The following is a 20,086-nucleotide window of genomic DNA, read 5'->3' on the forward strand; positions in this document are numbered from 1 at the left end:
TGGGCATATTGCATACGGCTACGGCTGCATCCCACCAGGAGGTGTGCCATGAACGACCGACTCAAGGCGGCTCCACAAGAGCGCCCCGCCCATGTCGCCGACCCCGCGCCCGCAGCGGCGCCGGCCCGCTCGCCCGATTCTTCTGATTCTTCCCCGGGCCATCCGGCCACTCATCCGGCCACGCATTCCGCCACCCGGGCCACGGGGGGCGATCTGCCCCCGGTGGTCCTGATCGACGCCGCCTGCGGCCTGGGCGGCCCCCCGGCGGCCGAGGACGACCTGGCCGCCGGCCCCGCCGCCCTGGCGCATCTTGGCGTGGCCGGGGCGGTGCGTCGTGCCGGCGGCCGGGTCGGTGCTGTCGAACGGATTGCGCCGGTGGCCGAGGACGCCCCGGCGGACGCCGGCCGCCTGGCCCGGCTGGGCGGCTACCTGCGCCGGCTGGCGGCGGCGGTCGGCCAGGCGGCGGGCGGGGGCGGCCGGCTGGTGATCCTGGGCGGCGATCACAGCGTCGCCGCCGGCACTTGGCGCGGCGTCGGCCAGGCGCTGGGCGAGGCCCCGGGCCTGGTGTGGATCGACGCCCACCTGGACGCCCACGTGGCCGAATCCTCCCCCACCGGCAACCCCCACGGCATGCCCCTGGCCGCTCTGCTCGGCCTGGGCGGCCCGGAACTGGCCTGGGTGGACGGGCCGGTGCTCGACCCGCAACGCATCACGGTGATCGGCGCGCGCAGCTTCGAGGCCGCCGAATTGCGCCATCTGGTGCGCCTCGGGGTCAAGGTAGTGCCCCCGGACGACCTGGCCAGGCTGGGCTTCGCCCGGGTCTTCGCCGACGCCGTGGCCCGGGCCGGCCGCCACGGCACCGCGCCCTTCGGCGTGACCATCGACCTGGACGCCTTCGATCCGGAGGACGCCCCGGCCACCACCGTGCCGGCCCCCCTCGGCCTGGCCGCCGGAGAGGTGCTGCCAGCCCTGCGCGGCGTGTTGCGCCGCCCCGGGGCGGTGGCCCTGGAGATCGTCGAATACCGTCCCGGCCTGGACCGGGACCTGCGCACCGGCCGCCTGGCGGTGGACCTGGTGGAAACGGCCCTGGCCCCGGACGCCGCCACCCTGGCCGATTGGGAAATGGCCCACGGCGCCCACAACTACGAGCCCCTGCCCCTGGTGGTGAGCCACGGCGAGGGGCCCTGGTTGGTGGATACCGAGGGGCGCCGCTACATCGACATGATGGCCGCCTACTCGGCGGTGTCCTTCGGTCACAGCCACCCGCGCCTGGTGGCGACTCTCGCCGCCCAGGCCCGGCGCCTGGCGGTGACGTCCCGGGCCTTTTCCAACGACCGGCTGCCGGTGCTGCTGAAGCGACTCACCGAGATCACCGGCTTCGACCTGGCCCTGCCCGCCAACACCGGCCTGGAGGCGGTGGAAACCGCCCTCAAGGTGGCGCGCAAGTGGGCCCACGTGGTCAAGGGCGTGCCCGACGGCGACGCCGAGATCATCGCCTGCGCAGGCAACTTCCATGGCCGCTCCATCGCCATCGTCGGCCTGTCCACCGAGCCCCAGTACCGGGCCGGCTTCGGCCCCTTCCCGGGGGGGCTGTTGACCATTCCCTACGGCGACGCGGCGGCCCTGGAGGCGGCCATCACCCCCAACACCGCCGCCTTCCTGGTGGAGCCGATCCAGGGCGAGGGCGGCATCGTCGTGCCGCCGCCGGGCTACCTGGCGGCCTGCGCCGAGATTTGCCGGCGCCGCAACGTGTTGCTCATCGCCGACGAGGTGCAGACCGGCCTGGGCCGCACCGGCCGGCTGCTCGCCTGCGAGCACGAGGGCGTGCGCCCCGACGGCCTGTGCCTGGGCAAGGCCCTGGGCGGCGGCCTGCTGCCGGTGTCGGCCTTCCTCGCCCGGCGCGAGGTGCTCGGCGTGCTCAAGCCCGGCGACCACGGCTCCACCTTCGGCGGCAACCCCTTGGCCGCCACGGTAGCCCTGGAGGCCCTGGAACTGTTGCTCGACGAGGACCTGCCGGCCCGCTCGGCCCGGTTCGGCGCCTGGCTGCTGGCGCGCCTGCAAGGCATCGCCTCGCCGTTGATCAAGGAAGTGCGCGGCCGGGGCCTGTTCGTCGGCGTCGAGGTCCAGGGTGTGAGCGCCCGGGCGGTGGTGGACGGCCTGCTCGCCGCCGGGGTGGTGACCAAGGACACCCACGGCACGGTGATCCGCCTGGCCCCGCCCCTGACCATCGACGAGGCCACCCTGGCCCAGGCGGCGGATGCCCTGGAGCGGGTGCTGGCCGGGCTGGAGATGGAGGCGCGGCCATGAATGCCCCGGGCGGACCGCGCCAGCTGCTCTCGGTGAATCCGGCCACCGGCCACGATCTGGGCCGGGTGGCGGTGACTTCGGCGGAAGAGGCCGCCGACCGGGTGGCGGTGAGCGCCGCCGCCTTCCGCCGCTGGCGCGAGGTGCCGGCGCCGCGGCGCGGCCTGTTGGTGCGCGCCATCGCCGACGCCCTGCGCCGCGACAAGGCGCGCCTGGCCGCCCTGCTCGGCGCCGAGGTGGGCAAGATCAGGAGCGAAGCCGAGGGCGAGATCCAGGAAATGATCGACATGGCCGACTACGCCGTGGGCCTGTCGCGCCAGCTGCACGGTCTGACCCTGCCTTCGGAGCGGCCCGGCCACCGGCTGCTGGAGCAGTGGCATCCTCTCGGCCCGGTGCTGGTCGTCACCGCCTTCAACTTCCCCGCCGCGGTGTGGGCGTGGAACGCCTTCATCGCCGCCGTGTGCGGCGACACGGTGGTGTGGAAGCCCAGCTCCAAGGCGCCCCTGACCGCCCAGGCCATTTCCGCCCTGGTGGAAGAGGTGGTGGACGCCCGAGTGGCCGAGGTGGATGGCCGGGGCGTGTTTGCCACGGTCTATTCCGACGAGCCGGCCGCCCTGGACGGCCTGGTGGGCGACGGGCGCCTGCCCCTGGTGTCGTTTACCGGCTCTTCGGCCACCGGCCGCCACGTCGCCGTGGCGGTGGCCCGGCGCCTGGGCCGCAGCCTGCTCGAATGCAGCGGCAACAACGGGGTGATCGTGGACGAGACGGCCGACCTGGAACTGGCCGCCCAGGCCCTCTTCTTCGGCGCCATGGGCACCGCCGGGCAGCGCTGCACCAGCACCCGGCGGGCCTTCGTGCACCGCGCCGTGCTGCCCGCCCTGGAAGCGCGCCTGGCGGCGGCCTGTAAGGCGGCGCCGGTGGGCGATCCGGCCGATCCAGCCACCCTGGTGGGGCCCCTCATCGACGAGGCGGCGCGGCAGCGTTTCCTCGCCGCCGTGGCGGCCCGGGAGGCGGCCGGCGAAACGCGCCTGGCCGGCGGCCGGGCCCTGCCCGGCCCGGGCCACTTCGTCACCCCGGCCCTGTTCCGCGCCGAGGCCATGGCGGCCCGGCACCGGGACGAGGTGTTCGGGCCGCTGCTCACCCTCTTTCCCTACGACGATTTCGCCGCCGCCATCGCCTCCCACAACGACGTGCCCCAGGGCCTCTCCGGCGCCCTGTTCACCCGGGACCTGGGCCGGGCCGAGCGCTTTCTCTCGGCGGCGGGGGCCGACACCGGGCTGGCCAACGTCAACACCGGCACTTCGGGGGCCGAGATCGGCGCGGCCTTCGGCGGCGAGAAGGACACCGGCGGCGGCCGGGAGGCCGGTTCCGACAGCTGGAAGGCCTACATGCGCCGCCAGACCAATGTAATCAACGACGGCGCCGCCCTGCCACTTGCCCAAGGTGTGCGTTTTTTCCTGCCGGGCGGTTGATGTTGCAGAAAAAAGGCAAAACTTTTTCGCCGGGGGGTAGCCCAATCTCACAAGCGATTCCGGGAAAGAGCTAACGGGACCGCGCACCGCACAGGAGGCCACCATGTCCATCTTCGCCAAGTACCAGAGTCGCTACGAAGCGGCGCAGGAAGAGGAAATGTCGCTCCAGGAGTATCTGGAGTTGTGTCGCAGCGACAAGTCGGCCTATGCCAGCATCGCCCAGCGCATGCTGATGGCGATCGGCGACCCGGAGGTCGTCGACACCCGTCAGGACCCACGTCTGTCGCGGCTGTTCGCCAACAAGCTGATCCGCATCTACCCGGCCTTCCGCGAGTTCTACGGCATGGAGGAGGTGATCGAGTCGATCGTCGCCTACTTCCGCCACGCCGCCCAGGGCCTGGAGGAGAAGAAGCAGATCCTCTACCTGCTGGGCCCGGTGGGCGGCGGCAAATCGAGCCTGGCCGAGCGCCTGAAGCAACTGGTGGAGAAGGTGCCGTTCTACTCGGTCAAGGGCAGCCCGGTGCACGAGACGCCCCTGGCCCTGTTCAACCTGGAAGAGGACGGGCCGATCCTGGAAGAGGACTACGGCATCCCGCGCCGCTACCTCAACAGCATCATGAGCCCCTGGGCGGTGAAGCGCCTGCACGAGTTCGGCGGCGACATCACCAAGTTCCGGGTGGTCAAGCTGCGCCCCTCGGTGCTGTCCCAGATCGCCATCGCCAAGACCGAGCCGGGGGATGAGAACAACCAGGACATCTCGTCCCTGGTGGGCAAGATCGACATCCGCAAGCTGGAGAACTACTCCCAGGACGATCCGGACGCCTACAGCTACTCCGGCGGCCTGTGCCTGGCCAACCGGGGCATCCTCGAATTCGTCGAGATGTTCAAGGCGCCGATCAAGGTGCTGCACCCCCTGCTGACCGCCACCCAGGAAGGCAACTACAAGGGTACCGAGGGCTTCGGTGCGATCCCCTTCGACGGCCAGATCCTGGCCCACTCCAACGAGGCGGAATGGACCGCCTTCAAGAACAACCGCAACAACGAGGCCTTCCTCGACCGCATCTACATCGTCAAGGTGCCCTACTGCCTGCGGGTCGGCGAGGAGGTGAAGATCTACGACAAGCTGATCGCCAACTCGTCCCTGGCCAAGGCGCCCTGCGCCCCGGACACCTTGCGCATGATGGCCCAGTTCTCGGTGCTGTCGCGGCTCAAGGACCCGGAGAATTCCAGCATCTACAGCAAGATGCGGGTCTATGACGGCGAGAATCTGAAGGACACCGACCCCAAGGCCAAGAGCTTTCAGGAGTACCGGGACTACGCCGGGGTGGACGAGGGCATGACCGGGCTTTCCACCCGCTTCGCCTTCAAGATCCTGTCCAAGGTGTTCAACTTCGAGCACAAGGAGATCGCCGCCAACCCGGTGCACCTGATGTATGTGCTGGAGCAGCAGATCGCCCAGGAGCAGTTCCCCCCCGAGGTGGAAGAGAAGTACCTGCGCTACCTCAAGGAGTACCTGGCGCCGCGCTACGCCGAGTTCATCGGCAAGGAGATCCAGACCGCCTACCTGGAGAGCTATTCCGAGTACGGCCAGAACATCTTCGACCGCTACGTCACCTATGCCGACTTCTGGATCCAGGACCAGGAATTCCGCGACCCCAACACCGGCGAGATCCTCGACCGGGGGGCCCTCAACGAGGAACTGGAGAAGATCGAGAAGCCGGCGGGCATCAGCAATCCCAAGGACTTCCGCAACGAGGTGGTGAACTTCGTGCTGCGCGCCCGCGCCAAGCACGACGGGCGCAATCCGGCCTGGACCTCCTACGAGAAGCTGCGCGCGGTGATCGAGAAGAAGATGTTCTCCAACACCGAGGAGCTGCTGCCGGTGATCTCCTTCAACACCAAGGGCAGCACCGAGGAGCACAAGAAGCACCAGGACTTCGTCAATCGCATGATGGAAAAGGGCTACACCGAGCGCCAGGTCCGGCTGCTCACCGAGTGGTACCTGCGGGTGCGCAAGTCGTCGTGAGCCCGGCCCTGTGGCGGCCCGCCCCCGGGGCAGCGGCGCGTTCGCGCGCCCGCACCCGCCCCGGGCGGCCGGACGCGGCACCCGCGACATAGAACAGCCCAAGGAGGCACCATGACCGTCCGCATCATCGATCGGCGGTTCGACAGCAAGCACAAGAGCGCGGTCAATCGCCAGCGCTTCATTCGCCGTTTCAAGGGGCAGATCCGCAAGGCGGTGGCCGACGCCATCACCCGCCGCGGCATTACCGACATCGACTCCGGCGAGAACATCGCCATCCCCGGCAAGGATATTTCCGAGCCCCAGTTCCAGCACGGCCAAGGCGGCGTGTGGGAAGGAGTGCAGCCGGGCAACGACCGCTTCCACTCCGGCGACGAGATCGAGCGCCCGGCCGGGGGCGGTTCGGGCAAGGGCCGGGGCGGCGGTGCCAGCAACGAAGGCGAGCATCTGGACGACTTCGTGTTCACCCTGTCCCGGGACGAGTTCCTCGACATCTTCTTCGACGACCTGGCCCTGCCCAACCTGGTCAAGCGCCAACTCGCCAAGCTGGAAGAATTCAAGCGGGTGCGCGCCGGCTTCACCCACAGCGGGGTGCCCACCAACATCAACATCGTGCGCACCATGCGCGACGCCACCGGCCGGCGCATCGCCGCCAGTGCGCCCTACCGGGCCAAGATCCGCGAGTTGCAGGCGCGCCTCGACGAATTGCTGCGCGACCACCGCACCGAGATCGACCCGGAGGTGGTGGCCCTGCGCAAGGAGATCGCCCGGCTCAAGCTGCGCATCGAGGCGATACCCTTCATCGACGATTTCGACCTGCGCTACAACAACCGCATCCGCATTCCCCAGCCCTCCACCCAGGCGGTGATGTTCTGCCTGATGGATGTGTCCGGCTCCATGGACGAGCAGAAGAAGCAGACCGCCAAGCGCTTCTTCATGCTGCTCTACCTGTTCTTGCAGCGCAGCTACGAGAAGATCGAGCTGGTCTTCATCCGCCACCACACCACCGCCACCGAGGTGAACGAGGATGACTTCTTCCACTCCCGGGAGTCCGGCGGCACCGTGGTGTCCAGCGCCCTGGACCTGATGCAGAAGATCATGGCCGAGCGCTACTCCTCGTCCCTGTGGAACATCTACGCCGCCCAGGCCTCCGACGGCGACAACTGGGAAAACGATTCGCCGCGCTGCGCCGAGCTGCTGGCCGAACGCATCCTGCCCGGGGTGCAGTATTTCGCCTACATCGAGATCACCCCCGGGGAACCCCAGAACCTGTGGAAGGAATACCAGGGCCTGGAACCCCGCTTCCCCGGCCGCTTCGCCATGCAGCGCATCGAGGGGCTGGAGGACATCTACCCGGTATTCCGCGAACTGTTCAGGAAGAAGCTGGCCTAGCCGGCACCGACGTCGCGGCGCCCACGCATCCCCGAGGAAGTCGCCATGGACATCCCCCTCCTCTCCCCGCCCCCCGAAACCCCGCCCCTGGCGGCTCCCGGCAGTGGCCAGTTCCTGCCCGACGGCTCGGAATGGACCGAGGAACTGCTCACCCTCTACGACGAGGAGATCGGCAAGGTGGCCGCCCGCTACGCCCTGGACTGCTATCCGCACCAGATCGAGGTGATCACCGCCGAGCAGATGATGGACGCCTACGCCTCCATCGGCATGCCCGTGTTCTACCACCACTGGTCCTTCGGCAAGCAGTTCCTGGCCACCGAGCGGCGCTACAAGCGGGGCCAGATGGGGCTGGCCTACGAGATCGTGATCAACTCCGACCCCTGCATCGCCTACCTCATGGAAGAGAACACCCTGACCATGCAGGCCCTGGTGATCGCTCACGCCGCCTACGGCCACAACAGCTTCTTCAAGGGCAACTACCTGTTCCGCCAGTGGACCAGCCCGGACGCCATCATCGACTACCTGGTGTTCGCCCGGCACTACATCGCCGAGTGCGAGGAGCGCTACGGCGCCGACGAGGTGGAGCAACTGCTCGATGCCTGCCACGCCCTGATGAACGTGGGGGTGGACCGCTACCGGCGGCCGCCCAAGCTGTCCACCGACCAGGAGCGGGTGCGCATCCGCGAGCGGGCCGAGTACCTGCAACAGCAGGTCAACGACCTGTGGCGCACCCTGCCGGCCAAGGGCGGTGACCGGACGGTGGAGGCGGCGCGGCGCTTTCCCGAAGAGCCGGAAGAGAACCTGCTCTACTTCATCGAGAAGCACGCCCCCCTGCTGGAACCCTGGCAGCGCGAGATCGTGCGCATCGTGCGCAAGGTGGCCCAGTACTTCTACCCGCAGCGCCAGACCCAGGTGATGAACGAGGGTTGGGCCTGCTTCTGGCACTACACCCTGCTCAACACCCTGTACGACGAGGGGCGCCTGTCCGACGGCTTCATGCTCGAATTCCTCCAGCACCACAGCAACGTGGTGCTGCAGCCGCCCTACAACCACCCCTGGTTTTCCGGCATCAACCCCTACGCCCTGGGCTTCGCCCTGTGGCGCGACCTGCGCCGCATCTGCGAGGAGCCGGACGACGAGGACCGGGAGTGGTTTCCCGAGATCGCCGGGTCCGACTGGCGCGCCACCTTCGACTTCGCCATGCGCAACTACAAGGACGAAAGCTTCATCGCCCAGTTCCTCTCGCCCCGGCTGATGCGCGAGTTCCGCCTGTTCACCCTGGTGGACGACGACCAGCGGGAGCACTTGGCGGTGGGGCCGATCCACGACGAGCAGGGTTACCGCCAGCTGCGCCAGACCCTGGCCGACCAGTACAACGTCCATTCCCGGGAACCCAACATCCAGGTGTGGAACGTGAACCTGCGCGGCGACCGCTCCCTGACCCTGCGCCACTTCCAGTACCGGCGCCGGCCCGTGGCCGTGGAGACGGCGGAGGCGGTGCTGTCCCACGTGGCCACCCTGTGGGGCTTCCCGGTCACCCTGGAGACCCAGGCCGAGGACGGCAGCGTCGCTCCGGTGGCCGAGTGCTGCCGCGCGCGGCGCACTCCTTCTCCCTGAGCGGCGGGGCGGCGGGCCTGGCCGGGGCCGGTCGGAAGAGTGCCCCATATCGGGGCGCGCCGTCGAGAAGGCCCGGGCGGCCGGTGTTTCCGCACGTTTTCCCCTGACTGCGCCATGGGCGGAAAGACGTCGCCGCCCCAGGCAGGGCGCGGGATTGCCCCGGGTTTTCGGGGTATGGCTATAATCCGCTCTTTCCCCGCTCGACACCCCCTCCGCCGGCCCGGTTTGGCATCGTCCAGCTGCTCCTTTGGCCGCGCGGCGCCCGGCTGCCCGGCCGGCCCGTCGGGTCCCCCACCTGCCGCTGCCCTTCGCCTAGGCCCTGGAATCATGCTCGTCTGGTTCGTCGGACTCTACCTGCTCGTCACCATTTCCATCGGCCTCTACGCCGCCTCCAAGGTGAAGAACGCCGCGGACTTCGTCGTGGCCGGGCGCCACCTGCCCCTGCCGGTGATCGTGGCCACCGTGTTCGCCACCTGGTTCGGCTCGGAAACCGTGCTCGGCATCCCCGCCGCCTTCGTCAAGGACGGCCTGCGCGGCGTGGTGGCCGACCCCTTCGGCTCGTCGATGTGCCTGATCCTGGTGGGCCTGTTCTTCGCCCGGCCCCTCTACCGCCTCAAGCTGCTGACCATCGGCGACTTCTTCCGCGGCCGTTACAACCGCACCGTGGAGCTGCTCACCGCCATCGCCATCGTCATCTCCTACCTGGGCTGGGTGTCCGCCCAGATCAAGGCCATGGGCCTGGTCTTCTCGGTGGTCACCCAGGGGGCGGTGACGCCCGAGCAGGGCATGTTCATCGGCATCGCCATCGTGCTGGTCTACACCCTGATGGGCGGCATGTGGGCGGTGGCCATGACCGACGCCTTCCAGATGACCGTGGTCATCGGCGGCCTGCTCTTCATCGCCTGGATCGTCGCCGGCCTGGCTGGCGGCGTGGGCACCGTGGTGGCCCACGCCGAGGCCGCCGGCAAGCTCAATTTCCTGCCCCGCTTCGAGGCCCGCGACATGGTGGCCTTCATCGCCGCCCTGGTGACCATGGGCTTCGGCTCGATCCCCCAGCAGGACGTGTTCCAGCGCGTCTCCTCGGCCAAGAGCGAGAACGTCGGCGCCGTGGGCTCGGTGCTCGGTGGCAGCATCTACTTCGTGTTCGCCTTCGTGCCCATGTTCCTGGTCTATTCGGCGACCCTGATCGACCCCCAACTGGTGGCCCGCTACCTGGAGGCCGATGCCCAGTTCATCCTGCCCCAGCTGATCATCCAGCACACCCCGTTCATCGCCCAGGTGCTGTTCTTCGGCGCCCTGCTGGCGGCGATCATGAGCTGTTCCTCGGCCACCCTGCTGGCCCCCTCGGTGACCTTCACCGAGAACATCCTGCGCCCCTTCCTGCCCGACATCACCGACGGCCAGCTGCTGCGCGCCATGCGCATCGTGGTATTCGTCTTCGGCATGGCGGTGCTGACCTTCGCCCTGGCCTCCGACAACTCGATCTTCGAAATGGTTGAGAACGCCTACAAGGTGACCCTGGTGGCCGCCTTCATCCCCCTGGCCGCCGGGGTGTACTGGCCCCGGGCCACCACCCAGGGCGCCCTGTGCTCGATCGTCGGCGGCGTCGGCGTGTGGCTGGCTGGCGAGATGCTGGCCCCCGAGGGCTACCTGGACGGCTTCCTGCCGGTGCAGTTCGCCGGGCTGCTGGCCGCCCTGGCCGGCATGGTGGCCGGTTCCCTGCTGCCCCAGCGCGTCGGCCGCTTCTCCCCGGAGGCGGCGCGTAGCCATGTCTATTGACCCCGTGGCGCCGCGGCCGGCGGCGCCCGCCAGGCCATGAGCGCCGCTCCCGCCGCAACGTCCCCCGCCGCGCCGGCCCCCTCGCCCCGGGACGGGCACAAGCTGGCGGTGCCCCTCGCCCTGGCCTACCTGGCCCTGGTGGTCTACGCCAGCCTGCATCCCTTCTCCGGCTGGACCGACCGGGGCGTGCCGCCCCTGGCCTTTCTCGGTGCCGCCTGGCCGCGCTACTGGACCGTGTTCGACCTGGCGGTCAACGTGGCGGCCTACATTCCCCTCGGCCTGCTGCTCACCCTGGCCCTGGACCGGCTGCCCACCCGGGTGCTGCCCGCCCTGATGGCCGCCCTGCTCGGCTGCGGCCTGTCGCTTTCCATGGAAGTGTTGCAGAACTGGTTGCCCACCCGGGTGCCGTCCAACGTGGACTGGGGCACCAACACCCTGGGGGCCGCGATCGGCGCCCTGATCGGCCTGTTCGGCGGCGCCCGCTGGCTGATCGCCCTGGCCCGCTTCCGCAACCGGCTACTGGCCCCGGTGCCTTACGCCGAGGTGGGGCTGACCCTGTTGATGGTGTGGTGCGTCACCCAGCTGTCGCCGGAATTCACCCTGTTCGCCACCGGCGACCTGCGCGCCTTCCTGCCCCTGCCTCCGGCCCTGCCCTTCGACGTGCCCCTGTTCCGGGTGCTCGAATCGGTGATCACCGGGCTCAACGTGGCGGCGGTGGGGCTGTTCGCCCGCACCCTGTTCGGCGGACCGCGCCTGCCCTGGTGGGGCGGCCCCCTGGCGGTATTGCTGCTGCTCGTCTTCGGCCTGCTCACCCGCACCCTGGCCACGGCCCTGATCCTCTCCCCCGCCGAGGCCCTGGCCTGGGCCACCCCGGGGGCGCTGGCGGGGCTCAAGTGGGGCGCCGTCGCCCTGTTCGTGCTGGTCTGGCTGCCGCCGGTGCCCCGGGCGATCCTGGCCGCCTTCCTGCTCACGATGGCGGTGGCCCTGGTCAACATCGCGCCGGAGAACCCCTATTCCCCGGCGGCGCTCAACGTCTGGCGCCAGGGCCACTTCCTCAACTTCAACGGCCTGACCCGGCTGGCCGGCGGGCTGTGGCCCTTCGTCGCCCTGCCCTTCCTGATGCTGACCGGGCGCAAGCTCTAGCCGCCGGCCGTTCCTACTTCCCCTGCCGCCTCCCTGACCGCGCGCGGCCCGTATAATCGTCGGGTCCGGCGTCCCGAGAAGGCCGGGCCCCATCGTTCCAGGAGTCTTTCGGTGAGCTACTTCAAGCACCACGTCTTTTTCTGCTGCAATCAGCGCGGCCCCGGTGAAACCTGCTGCAACAACCACGGCGCCTCCGACCTGCAGACCTACGCCAAGGAGCGGGTCGCCGAACTCAAGCTGAAGGGGCCGGGCAAGGTGCGCATCAACAAGGCCGGCTGCCTCGACCGCTGCGACGCGGGCCCGGTGATGGTGGTCTATCCGGAAGCCGTCTGGTACACCTACGTGGACAAGTCCGACATCGACGAGATCATCGAGGAGCACCTGATCCACGGCCGCGTCGTGGAGCGCCTCAAGGTATGAGCCCGACCGCTGCCAGCGCCGTGCTGATCCCCGGCCCGATCGGGGACATCGACACCCTGGTCGACCTGCCCCGCGGCGAGGCCCGGGGCATCGCCCTGGTGGGCCATCCCCATCCCCTGTTCGGCGGCGCCAACACCAACAAGGTGGCCCAGACCCTGGCGCGCACCTTCGTCCAGCTCGGCTACATCGCCCTGCGCCCCAACTTTCGCGGCGTCGGCAAGAGCGCCGGCAGCCACGACAACGGCCAGGGCGAGAGCGACGACATGCTGGCGGTGCTCGACTGGGCGCGCCGCCAGTACGATCCGGCAGGGGCGCTGCCGGTGGTGCTGGGGGGCTTTTCCTTCGGCGCCTACGTCCAGGCCCGGGTGGCCTCCCGCCTCAAGGAGGCCGGCACCCCGGTGCTGCGCATGGTGCTGGTGGGCACCGCTTCCGGCCACGTGGAAGGCGCCCGCCACTACGTCACCGACGCGGTGGCGCCCGACACCATCGTCATCCACGGTTCCGCCGACGAGACCGTGCCCCTGGCCAACGTGCTGGCCTGGGCCGAGCCCCTGGAGCTGCCGGTGATCGTGGTGCCCGGCGCCGACCATTTCTTCCACCGCCGCCTGCACATCCTCAAGGACATCATCGTGCGGGCCTGGAGGGACTGAAGCCGTGATTCCCGTGGATGTTCCGGCCGTCGGCCTGCACGACGCCCCGCCCTTGTCCGTCACCGGCCTGGTCAAGCGCTTCGGCGACCAGGTGGTGGTGCGCGACCTGTCCTTTGCCGTGCCCAAGGGCACCTGCTTCGGCCTGCTCGGCCCCAACGGCGCCGGCAAGACCACCACCCTGCGCTGCTGCCTGGGGCTTACCGCCCCGGACGGCGGCGAGGTGCGCCTGGCCGGCCTGCCGGTGCCCGAGGCGGCGCGCCAGGCGCGCATCCGGGTCGGCGTGGTGCCCCAGTTCGACAACCTGGACCCGGACTTCACCGTGGCCGAGAACCTGCTGGTGTACGGTCGCTATTTCGGCCTGGCCGACAAGGCGGTGCGCGCCGAGATTCCCCGGCTGCTCGACTTCGCCGGCCTGGGCGGCAAGGAGAACGCCCGCATCCAGGCCCTTTCCGGCGGCATGAAGCGGCGCCTGACCTTGGCCCGGGCCCTGGTCAACGACCCGGACGTGGTGTTCCTCGACGAACCCACCACCGGCCTCGATCCCCAGGCCCGCCACCTGATCTGGGAACGGCTCAAGCAGCTGAAGGCCGCCGGCAAGACCCTGCTGCTGACCACCCACTTCATGGACGAGGCGGAGCGCCTGTGCGACCGCCTGGCCATCATGGACCACGGCGCCCTGGTGGCCGAGGACACGCCCCGGGGACTGATCGCCGGCCACATCGAGTCCCAGGTGGTGGAAGTGTTCGCCGAGGCCGACCACGGCCTGACCGCCTGGGCCGAGGCCCGGCGCGACCTGGCCAGCCGCCTGGAGATCGCCGGCGAGACCGCCTTCTTCTACTGTCAGGACCCGCGTCCGCTGCTGGCCGAGCTGGAACGGGCCCCCCAGTTGCGCTACCTGCACCGGGCGGCCAACCTGGAGGACGTGTTCCTCAAGCTCACCGGCCGGGACCTGCGCGACTGAGGCCGGTCCGGCCGCTTCAGTCCGGCAACGGCTCCCAGTGCGGCAGGCGGGCGGCCTGGCCCCGGTAGGCGCCAGACTCGTCCACCAGGTTCCACACCGTGGCGCCGCTGATGCGGAAGCGCTGGCCGGTGCTGGCGATGCGGATGCCTTGGTAGTCGGCGATGTAGCCGTGGTCGGCGACCCGCTGCAGCAGCCGGGTCCGTTCCTCCCGGTTCGGCGCCTCGGCGGAAAAGCGAGACGGCAGGGCGACGAAGGTCGGCCAGTCCATGGCGAACAGGGCCTGGGCCGCCGGGTTGGCGAAGTTGAACAGGGGATCGTCCCGGTTGTCGTGGGAAAGCAGGGCGTAGGGGGCGGTCAATACCGCTGCCAAGGCTTGCGTCGGCGACAGATGGGGCGGCACCAGATCGTCGCCGGTGAGGCGGCGGTAGCTGGTGCGCAGCAGGGCGACGTGGTCGATCAGCCAGGAGCGGTCGGGCATGGCGGGTGGCTCGCGGAAGATGAAAATGCAGGCCGGAACAGCAGGCCGGAACAGGCGCCGCGGCCCGGGTCGGACACCGGGCTGGCGCGCACAAACGAGGTTGTCAGTATGCCGTTCGAATCGAATGCCGCCAATGCGGCCCAATCCCGCCTGGGGCGCCCGGCGCGCCAGTCCGGCCTCGACCTGGGGCCGCCGCGCTTTTCGCTGCGCTTCCTGCCGGTGTGGCGGCGCAACTTCCTGGTATGGAAGAAGTTGGCTTTCACCTCGGTGCTCGGCAACCTGGCCGACCCGCTCATCTACATGCTCGGCCTGGGCTACGGCCTGGGGCGCCTGCTGCCGCAGATCGAGGGCCAGCCCTACGTGATGTTCCTGGCCGCCGGCACGGTGTGTGCCTCGACCATGAACGCCGCCACCTTCGAGGCCCTCTACTCGGCCTTTTCGCGCATGCACGTGCAGAAGACCTGGGAGGCGATCCTCAACACCCCCCTGGCCCTGGACGACGTGCTCACCGCCGAACTGGTCTGGGCGGCGTGCAAGAGCCTGCTCTCGGGCGTGGCGATCCTGGTGGTGGCCACCGTGCTCGGCCTGATCACCTCGCCCCTGGCCCTGCTGGCGGTGCCGGTGATCTTTCTCACCGGCCTGGCCTTCGCCGCCCTGGGGCTGATCTGGAACGCCCTGGCCAAGGGCTACGACTTCTTCATGTACTACTTCACCCTGTTCGTCACGCCGATGACCCTGATTTCCGGGGTGTTCTTCCCCGCCGCCGAACTGCCCCCGGCGGTGGCGGCGGTGGGCGAGGTGCTGCCCCTGTCCCACGCGGTCAAGCTGATCCGCCCCCTGCTCGCAGGGCAGTGGCCGGCGGCGGCCTTCGCCCACCTGGCGGCGCTGCTGGCGATCACCGGCGTAGCCTTCTGGGTCGCCACGGTTTTGACCCGACGCAGGTTGCTCAAGTAAGGCGGGCCGTACAATGGACGCCATGACTACTGCCCCTGCCGCTGGCGACTGCCTGCTGGTCCTGTGCAACTGCCCCGACGCCGCCACCGCCGACGCCCTGGCCGCCGCGGTGGTGGAGGCGCGCCTGGCCGCCTGCGTCAATGTGCTCGCCCCGTGCCGCTCGGTGTATCGCTGGCAGGGCGCGGTGGAGCGGGCCGAGGAAGTGCCGCTGCTGATCAAGACCACCGCCGCCGCCTACCCGGCCCTGGAGTCGGCCCTGCGCGCCGCCCACCCCTACGACGTGCCCGAGATCGTCGCCGTGCCGATGGTCCGGGGCCTGCCCGATTACCTGGCCTGGTTGGCGGCGGAAGTCGCCCCCGCGCCCGGTTCCTCCGGCTCTACTTTTTCCTGCTGATGCCCATGCTCGCCCGCCTCACTGCCTTGTTCCTCCTGGCCCTCGCCCTGGCGGCCCCCGCCGCCGCCCAGGAATTCCTCGATCCCCAGGTCGCCTTCCAGCCCAGCGCCAGCAAGGTGGATGCGGCCAGCGTCGAGGTGCGCTTCACCATCGCCAAGGGCTACTACCTGTACCGGGACAAGTTCCGCTTCGCGGCCCCGGGCGCCACCTTCGGCACGCCGGCCTTCCCCAAGGGGCAGATGAAGAAGGACGACCTGTTCGGCGACGTGGAGGTGTTCCACGACCAGGTGACGATCCGCCTGCCGGTGCAGGGGACGCTGCCGGCCACGATCACCGTTACCTCCCAGGGCTGCGCCGAGGGCGGCATCTGCTATCCGCCCCAGGAAATGGACGTGGCGGTGGCCCAGGCCGGAGGCCCAGGACTGGCGGCCTTCACCAAGGGGGCGGGCGCGAATGCCGCGTCTGGCGCGGCGTCCGGCATGAGCACCCCGGAGAGTGGCGCCAATGCTGGACCTTCGGCCGATACCCCGGCGGCACCGGAAAAAAACACGGCCGCCGCCGACGCGGCAGACGGCGACGAGAGCGGCGCCATCGCCCGCATGCTGCGCCACGCCGGCTTCTGGGCCAATCTTGCGGCTGCCTTCGTCGCCGGCCTGGGGTTGTCGCTGACCCCCTGCATGTTGCCCATGGTGCCAATCCTCTCCGGCATCATCGTCGGCTCGGGCAAGGTCAAGCCGGCCCGGGGCCGGGCCACCGCCCTGGCCGTGGCCTACGTGCTGGGCATGGCGGTGACCTACGCCCTGGCCGGGGTGGCCGCCGGCCTCACCGGCACCCTGCTCTCGACCCTGATGCAGAACCCCTGGGTGCTCGGCTTCTTCGCCCTGGTGTTCATCGCCCTGTCCCTGGCCATGTTCGGCTTCTACGAACTGCAGATGCCGGCCTTCCTGCAAAGCAAGGTGTCGGAGGAAGCCGCCCACATCAAGGGCGGCTCCCTGCCCGGCGTGGCGGCCATGGGGGTGCTGTCGGCCCTGATCGTCGGCCCCTGCGTCGCCGCGCCCCTAGCCGGCATCCTGCTCTACATCGGCCAGACCCGGGACGCCCTGCTCGGCGGCGCCGCCCTGTTCACCCTGGCTCTAGGCATGGGCGCGCCCCTGATCGCTCTGGGGGCCTCCGCCGGCACTCTGTTGATCAAGGCCGGCCCGTGGATGGCCCGGGTCAACCAGACCTTCGGCGTGCTGCTGCTGGCCACCGCCCTGTGGCTGGTGGGGCCGGTGCTGCCCGAAGCCCTGGTGATGATCGGCTGGGGTCTGCTCGCCCTGGTGCCGGCCGTCTACCTGCACGCCCTCGACCCCCTGCCCGCCGGTGCCCGCCCCTGGCAGCGCTTCTGGAAGGGCCTGGGGGTGGTGCTGCTGGTCTACGGCGCGGCGGTGCTGGTGGGCGCCTTGGCCGGCGGGCGCGACCCGCTCCAGCCGCTCAAGCCCTTCGCCGCTCAGACCACTGGCGGTGCAGCCCGCTTCGAGCGGGTGGCCAGCCTGGCCGAGCTGGATGCCCGGCTGCGCACCACCGACCGGCCGGTGATGCTCGACTTCTACGCTGACTGGTGTTCCAGCTGCAAGGAAATGGAGCGCTTTACCTTCACCGATCCCAAGGTGCGCGCGCGGCTCGACCGCTTCCTCCTGCTCCAGGCCGACGTTACTGACACTAATGCTACGAGCAAGGCCCTGCTCGCCCGCTTCAACCTGTTCGGCCCGCCGGGCATCCTGTTCTTCGACGCCGCCGGTGAGGAAGTGCGCGGCCACAAGGTGGTGGGCTTCCAGAGCGCCGAAAAGTTTGCCGCCTCCTTGGACCGGGTCCTGTCCAAGTGAGCGGAACGCCCCCGGCCTGGTCGGGGGCAGGGGCGAGGAACCGGGGTGGCGATGCTAGAATCCCCGTTTTTTCGCCCCCGGGCGCAGCTAAAACAGGGAGTGTTCCGTGCAAATCGTCTGTCTTGACCTGGAAGGTGTCCTGGTCCCCGAAATCTGGGTCGAATTCGCCGAGCGTACCGGCATCCCCGAACTCAAGCGCACCACCCGGGACGAGCCCAACTACGACGTGCTGATGCAGTACCGCCTGGGCATCCTCAAGCAGCACGGCCTGGGCCTGCCGGACATCCAGAAGGTCATCGCCGAAATGGGCCCCCTGCCCGGCGCCAAGGAATTCATCGAGTGGCTGCGTCCGCGCTTCCAGGTGGTGATCCTGTCCGACACCTTCTACGAATTCGCCATGCCCCTGATGGAGCAGCTCGGCTTCCCCACCCTGTTCTGCCACAAGCTCGAAGCCGACGCCCAGGGCTTCCTGGTGAACTACCACCTGCGCATGCCCAACCAGAAGCAGGAGGCGGTGAAGCGCTTCAAGGAGCTGAACTTCAAGGTGATCGCCTCCGGCGACTCCTACAACGACACCACCATGCTCGGCGAAGCCCACGCCGGCATCCTCTTCTGCCCGCCGGACAACGTCATCCGCGAGTTCCCCCAGTATCCGGTGGTGCTCGACTACGCCCAGCTGCAGGACGAAATCCTCAAGGCCAGCGCCCGCATCTGAGGCGCGCCCTCCGGGGCGGTCGCGGCCATTGCGCCGCGCCGCCTCTGCCACCCGCCGCATTCCCGACCGTACCGCCATGCACCGCGAACGCTTCTATACGCTGACTGCCTCCTGTCCCGACCGGGTCGGCATCGTCGCCACCGTGTCAGGGTTCTTTGCCCAGCACAAAGGCTGGATCCTGGAGACGGCGCTGCACGCCGAGCCCGATTCCGAGGCCGCCCCGGGGCGCTACTTCATGCGCCTGGAAGTGAAGGCCGATTCCCTGCCCTTCATGCTTGCCGAACTGCGCGAGCGCTTCGCCCCCCTGGCCGCCGAGCTGAACATGGACTGGCGCATCACCGACAGCGCGGTGAAGAAGCGGGTGGTGCTGCTGGTGTCCAAGCAGGAGCACTGCCTGTACGACCTGCTGGCGCGCTGGCAGGCCAAGGAGCTGGACGTGGAGATTCCCTGCATCATCTCCAACCACGACACCTTCAAGGGCTTCGTCGAGTGGCACGGCATCCCCTTCCACCACATCCCGGTGACGGCGGACAACAAGGTCGCCGCCTTCAAGGAAATCCAGCGCATCTTCGAGGAGGTGAAGGGCGACACCATGGTGCTGGCGCGCTACATGCAGATTCTCTCGCCGGAACTGTGCGCCGCCTACCCGGGGCGCATCATCAACATCCACCACAGCTTCCTGCCCAGCTTCGTCGGCGCCAAGCCTTACCACCAGGCCTACACCAAGGGGGTGAAGCTGATCGGCGCTACCTGCCACTACGTCACCGCCGACCTGGACCAGGGCCCGATCATCGAGCAGGACGTGATCCGGGTAGACCACTCGGACACCCCGGACGACCTGGTGCGCTACGGCAAGGACATCGAGAAGACCGTGCTGGCCCGGGGCCTGCGCTACCACCTGGAAGACCGGGTGCTGACCCACGGCAACAAGACCATCGTCTTCCGCTGATCGTCGCTTCGGCACGGCACTGCACAAGGGGCGCCTCGGCGCCCCTTGTTCGTTTGCGGCGCAGCGTGCGCAACTACCGGCCGTGCCGGCCGGTCAGCCGCCCAGGGCGGCGTAGCGGTAGGCCGGCGCGGGGGCGCAGGGTACGCAGTGGGTGGTCAGGGGGCGTCCCGGGGCCCACAGGTGCAGGAGGAAGGCGCCGGGCTCCAGGGTGAACGCCAACTCCCCGGGGGCTCCGTCCAGGTCCAGGGCGATCTGGTGGGCCGGCGACGGCGTGGTCAGGGCCAGCCGGCCGGCGAAGGTGGTGGCGACGAAGCGGTGCACATGGCCGCACAGCACCGCTTCCACGTTGGGGTGGCGCGCCAGCCAGGCGTCCAGGGCCTCGGCGCCCCGGCAGGCGATGGCGTCCATGCCGGCCACGCCGATGGAAAAGGGCGGATGGTGCATGACCAGCAAGGTGCGGGTCCGGGCCGGGCAGGCGGCCTCCAACCAGTCCAGGGCGGCGGCGTCCACCAGGCCATGCTCCTGGCCCGGCACTACGGTGTCGAGCAGCAGCAGGGTGCCCGTGGCCACGTCGAGGCGGCGGTGGCAGGGGGCGTCGTCCTTCCCCGTCCAGCCCTGGCTGGGAAAGGCGGCGCGCAACGTCTCGCGCCGGTCGTGGTTGCCGGGCATCAGGGCCACCGGGCAGGACAGGGGCGCCAGGGCCCGGTCCAGCCAGGCGTACTCCGTCGCGCTGCCCCGGTCGGACAGGTCGCCGCTGATGACCAGCAGGTCCGGCGCCAGGGCGGCGATGCGCGCCAGGGCCGCCTCCAGGCAGGCGGCGGTGTCCACCCGGCCGTAGAGCCGTTGCCCCGGGGGCTGCAGGTGCAGGTCGCTGAGTTGAACGATGCGCATGGTTCCAGCATAGCAGTCGCATCGTGGAGCGCGGCCCGGGGGGCTGGGGGGCACAAACGACAACGGGCGCCCGAAGGCG

The 20,086-nt window shown here is 69.6% G+C and carries 17 protein-coding genes; 15 read left to right on the forward strand and 2 right to left on the reverse strand.

Translation table 11 applies throughout. The annotated features are described in order from the left end of the window. Positions 1–48 precede the first annotated feature (48 nt). From rocD to V7Z98_RS04930, 10 genes are all read left to right on the forward strand, one after another. On the forward strand, positions 49–2,307 hold the full coding sequence (rocD, locus tag V7Z98_RS04885) for an ornithine--oxo-acid transaminase (RefSeq protein ID WP_334157191.1): 2,259 nt from the start codon (positions 49–51) through the stop codon (positions 2,305–2,307). After that, a complete protein-coding gene (locus V7Z98_RS04890) occupies positions 2,304–3,776 on the forward strand; it encodes an aldehyde dehydrogenase family protein (RefSeq protein ID WP_334157192.1) in 1,473 nt (490 codons plus the stop codon). Before rocD ends, V7Z98_RS04890 begins: the two co-directional genes overlap by 4 nt. 103 nt (positions 3,777–3,879) lie before the next feature. Next, complete coding sequence (locus V7Z98_RS04895; RefSeq protein ID WP_293260892.1) at positions 3,880–5,802, forward strand: PrkA family serine protein kinase; 1,923 nt, start codon at positions 3,880–3,882, stop codon at positions 5,800–5,802. A gap of 111 nt (positions 5,803–5,913) precedes the next feature. Next, a complete protein-coding gene (locus V7Z98_RS04900) occupies positions 5,914–7,191 on the forward strand; it encodes a YeaH/YhbH family protein (RefSeq protein WP_293260889.1) in 1,278 nt (425 codons plus the stop codon). A 45-nt stretch (positions 7,192–7,236) separates the two neighbouring features. After that, positions 7,237–8,808, forward strand: coding sequence for a SpoVR family protein (locus V7Z98_RS04905; protein ID WP_293260886.1), 1,572 nt, complete (start codon positions 7,237–7,239; stop codon positions 8,806–8,808). A gap of 327 nt (positions 8,809–9,135) precedes the next feature. Beyond that, positions 9,136–10,587 (forward strand): sodium:solute symporter family protein, encoded by a 1,452-nt coding sequence (locus tag V7Z98_RS04910; RefSeq protein WP_293260883.1) that lies wholly within the window; start codon positions 9,136–9,138, stop codon positions 10,585–10,587. Positions 10,588–10,623: 36 nt separating this feature from the next. After that, positions 10,624–11,730: a VanZ family protein gene (locus V7Z98_RS04915; protein ID WP_334157193.1), complete on the forward strand. Its 1,107-nt coding sequence runs from the start codon at positions 10,624–10,626 to the stop codon at positions 11,728–11,730. A 111-nt stretch (positions 11,731–11,841) separates the two neighbouring features. After that, positions 11,842–12,150: a (2Fe-2S) ferredoxin domain-containing protein gene (locus tag V7Z98_RS04920; RefSeq protein ID WP_293260877.1), complete on the forward strand. Its 309-nt coding sequence runs from the start codon at positions 11,842–11,844 to the stop codon at positions 12,148–12,150. Beyond that, positions 12,147–12,800 carry an alpha/beta hydrolase gene (locus tag V7Z98_RS04925; protein WP_293260874.1) on the forward strand — a complete coding sequence of 218 codons (654 nt, stop codon included), beginning with the start codon at positions 12,147–12,149 and terminating at the stop codon, positions 12,798–12,800. The genes V7Z98_RS04920 and V7Z98_RS04925 overlap by 4 nt, the downstream gene beginning before the upstream one ends. Before the next feature lie 13 nt (positions 12,801–12,813). Then, complete coding sequence (locus tag V7Z98_RS04930) at positions 12,814–13,761, forward strand: ATP-binding cassette domain-containing protein (protein ID WP_334157194.1); 948 nt, start codon at positions 12,814–12,816, stop codon at positions 13,759–13,761. 16 nt (positions 13,762–13,777) lie between these two features. On the opposite strand, the gene V7Z98_RS04935 is transcribed toward V7Z98_RS04930, so the two are convergent. After that, positions 13,778–14,239: an MEKHLA domain-containing protein gene (locus V7Z98_RS04935; protein ID WP_334157195.1), complete on the reverse strand. Its 462-nt coding sequence runs from the start codon at positions 14,237–14,239 to the stop codon at positions 13,778–13,780. A gap of 108 nt (positions 14,240–14,347) precedes the next feature. On the opposite strand from V7Z98_RS04935, the gene V7Z98_RS04940 reads away from it, so the two are divergent. The 5 genes from V7Z98_RS04940 to purU all read left to right on the forward strand — a co-directional run bounded on the left by V7Z98_RS04940 (position 14,348) and on the right by purU (position 19,116). After that, positions 14,348–15,193: an ABC transporter permease gene (locus tag V7Z98_RS04940; protein WP_334157196.1), complete on the forward strand. Its 846-nt coding sequence runs from the start codon at positions 14,348–14,350 to the stop codon at positions 15,191–15,193. A 22-nt stretch (positions 15,194–15,215) separates the two neighbouring features. Beyond that, positions 15,216–15,587 carry a divalent-cation tolerance protein CutA gene (cutA, locus tag V7Z98_RS04945; RefSeq protein ID WP_442951812.1) on the forward strand — a complete coding sequence of 124 codons (372 nt, stop codon included), beginning with the start codon at positions 15,216–15,218 and terminating at the stop codon, positions 15,585–15,587. Between the two features lie 5 nt (positions 15,588–15,592). Continuing rightward, positions 15,593–17,452, forward strand: coding sequence for a protein-disulfide reductase DsbD (gene dsbD / locus V7Z98_RS04950; RefSeq protein ID WP_334157198.1), 1,860 nt, complete (start codon positions 15,593–15,595; stop codon positions 17,450–17,452). A 106-nt stretch (positions 17,453–17,558) separates the two neighbouring features. Beyond that, positions 17,559–18,167, forward strand: a complete 609-nt coding sequence (gene thrH, locus V7Z98_RS04955; protein ID WP_293260856.1) for a bifunctional phosphoserine phosphatase/homoserine phosphotransferase ThrH — start codon at positions 17,559–17,561, stop codon at positions 18,165–18,167. 76 nt (positions 18,168–18,243) lie between these two features. Next, positions 18,244–19,116 carry a formyltetrahydrofolate deformylase gene (gene purU / locus V7Z98_RS04960; RefSeq protein WP_293260853.1) on the forward strand — a complete coding sequence of 291 codons (873 nt, stop codon included), beginning with the start codon at positions 18,244–18,246 and terminating at the stop codon, positions 19,114–19,116. Between the two features lie 93 nt (positions 19,117–19,209). Here purU and V7Z98_RS04965 read toward each other — a convergent pair whose 3' ends face one another. Next, positions 19,210–20,007: a phosphodiesterase gene (locus V7Z98_RS04965; protein ID WP_334157199.1), complete on the reverse strand. Its 798-nt coding sequence runs from the start codon at positions 20,005–20,007 to the stop codon at positions 19,210–19,212. Positions 20,008–20,086 lie beyond the last annotated feature (79 nt).

It is taken from the genome of Oryzomicrobium sp., assembly GCF_036820405.1.
In the GTDB taxonomy this organism is placed as follows: domain Bacteria; phylum Pseudomonadota; class Gammaproteobacteria; order Burkholderiales; family Rhodocyclaceae; genus Oryzomicrobium.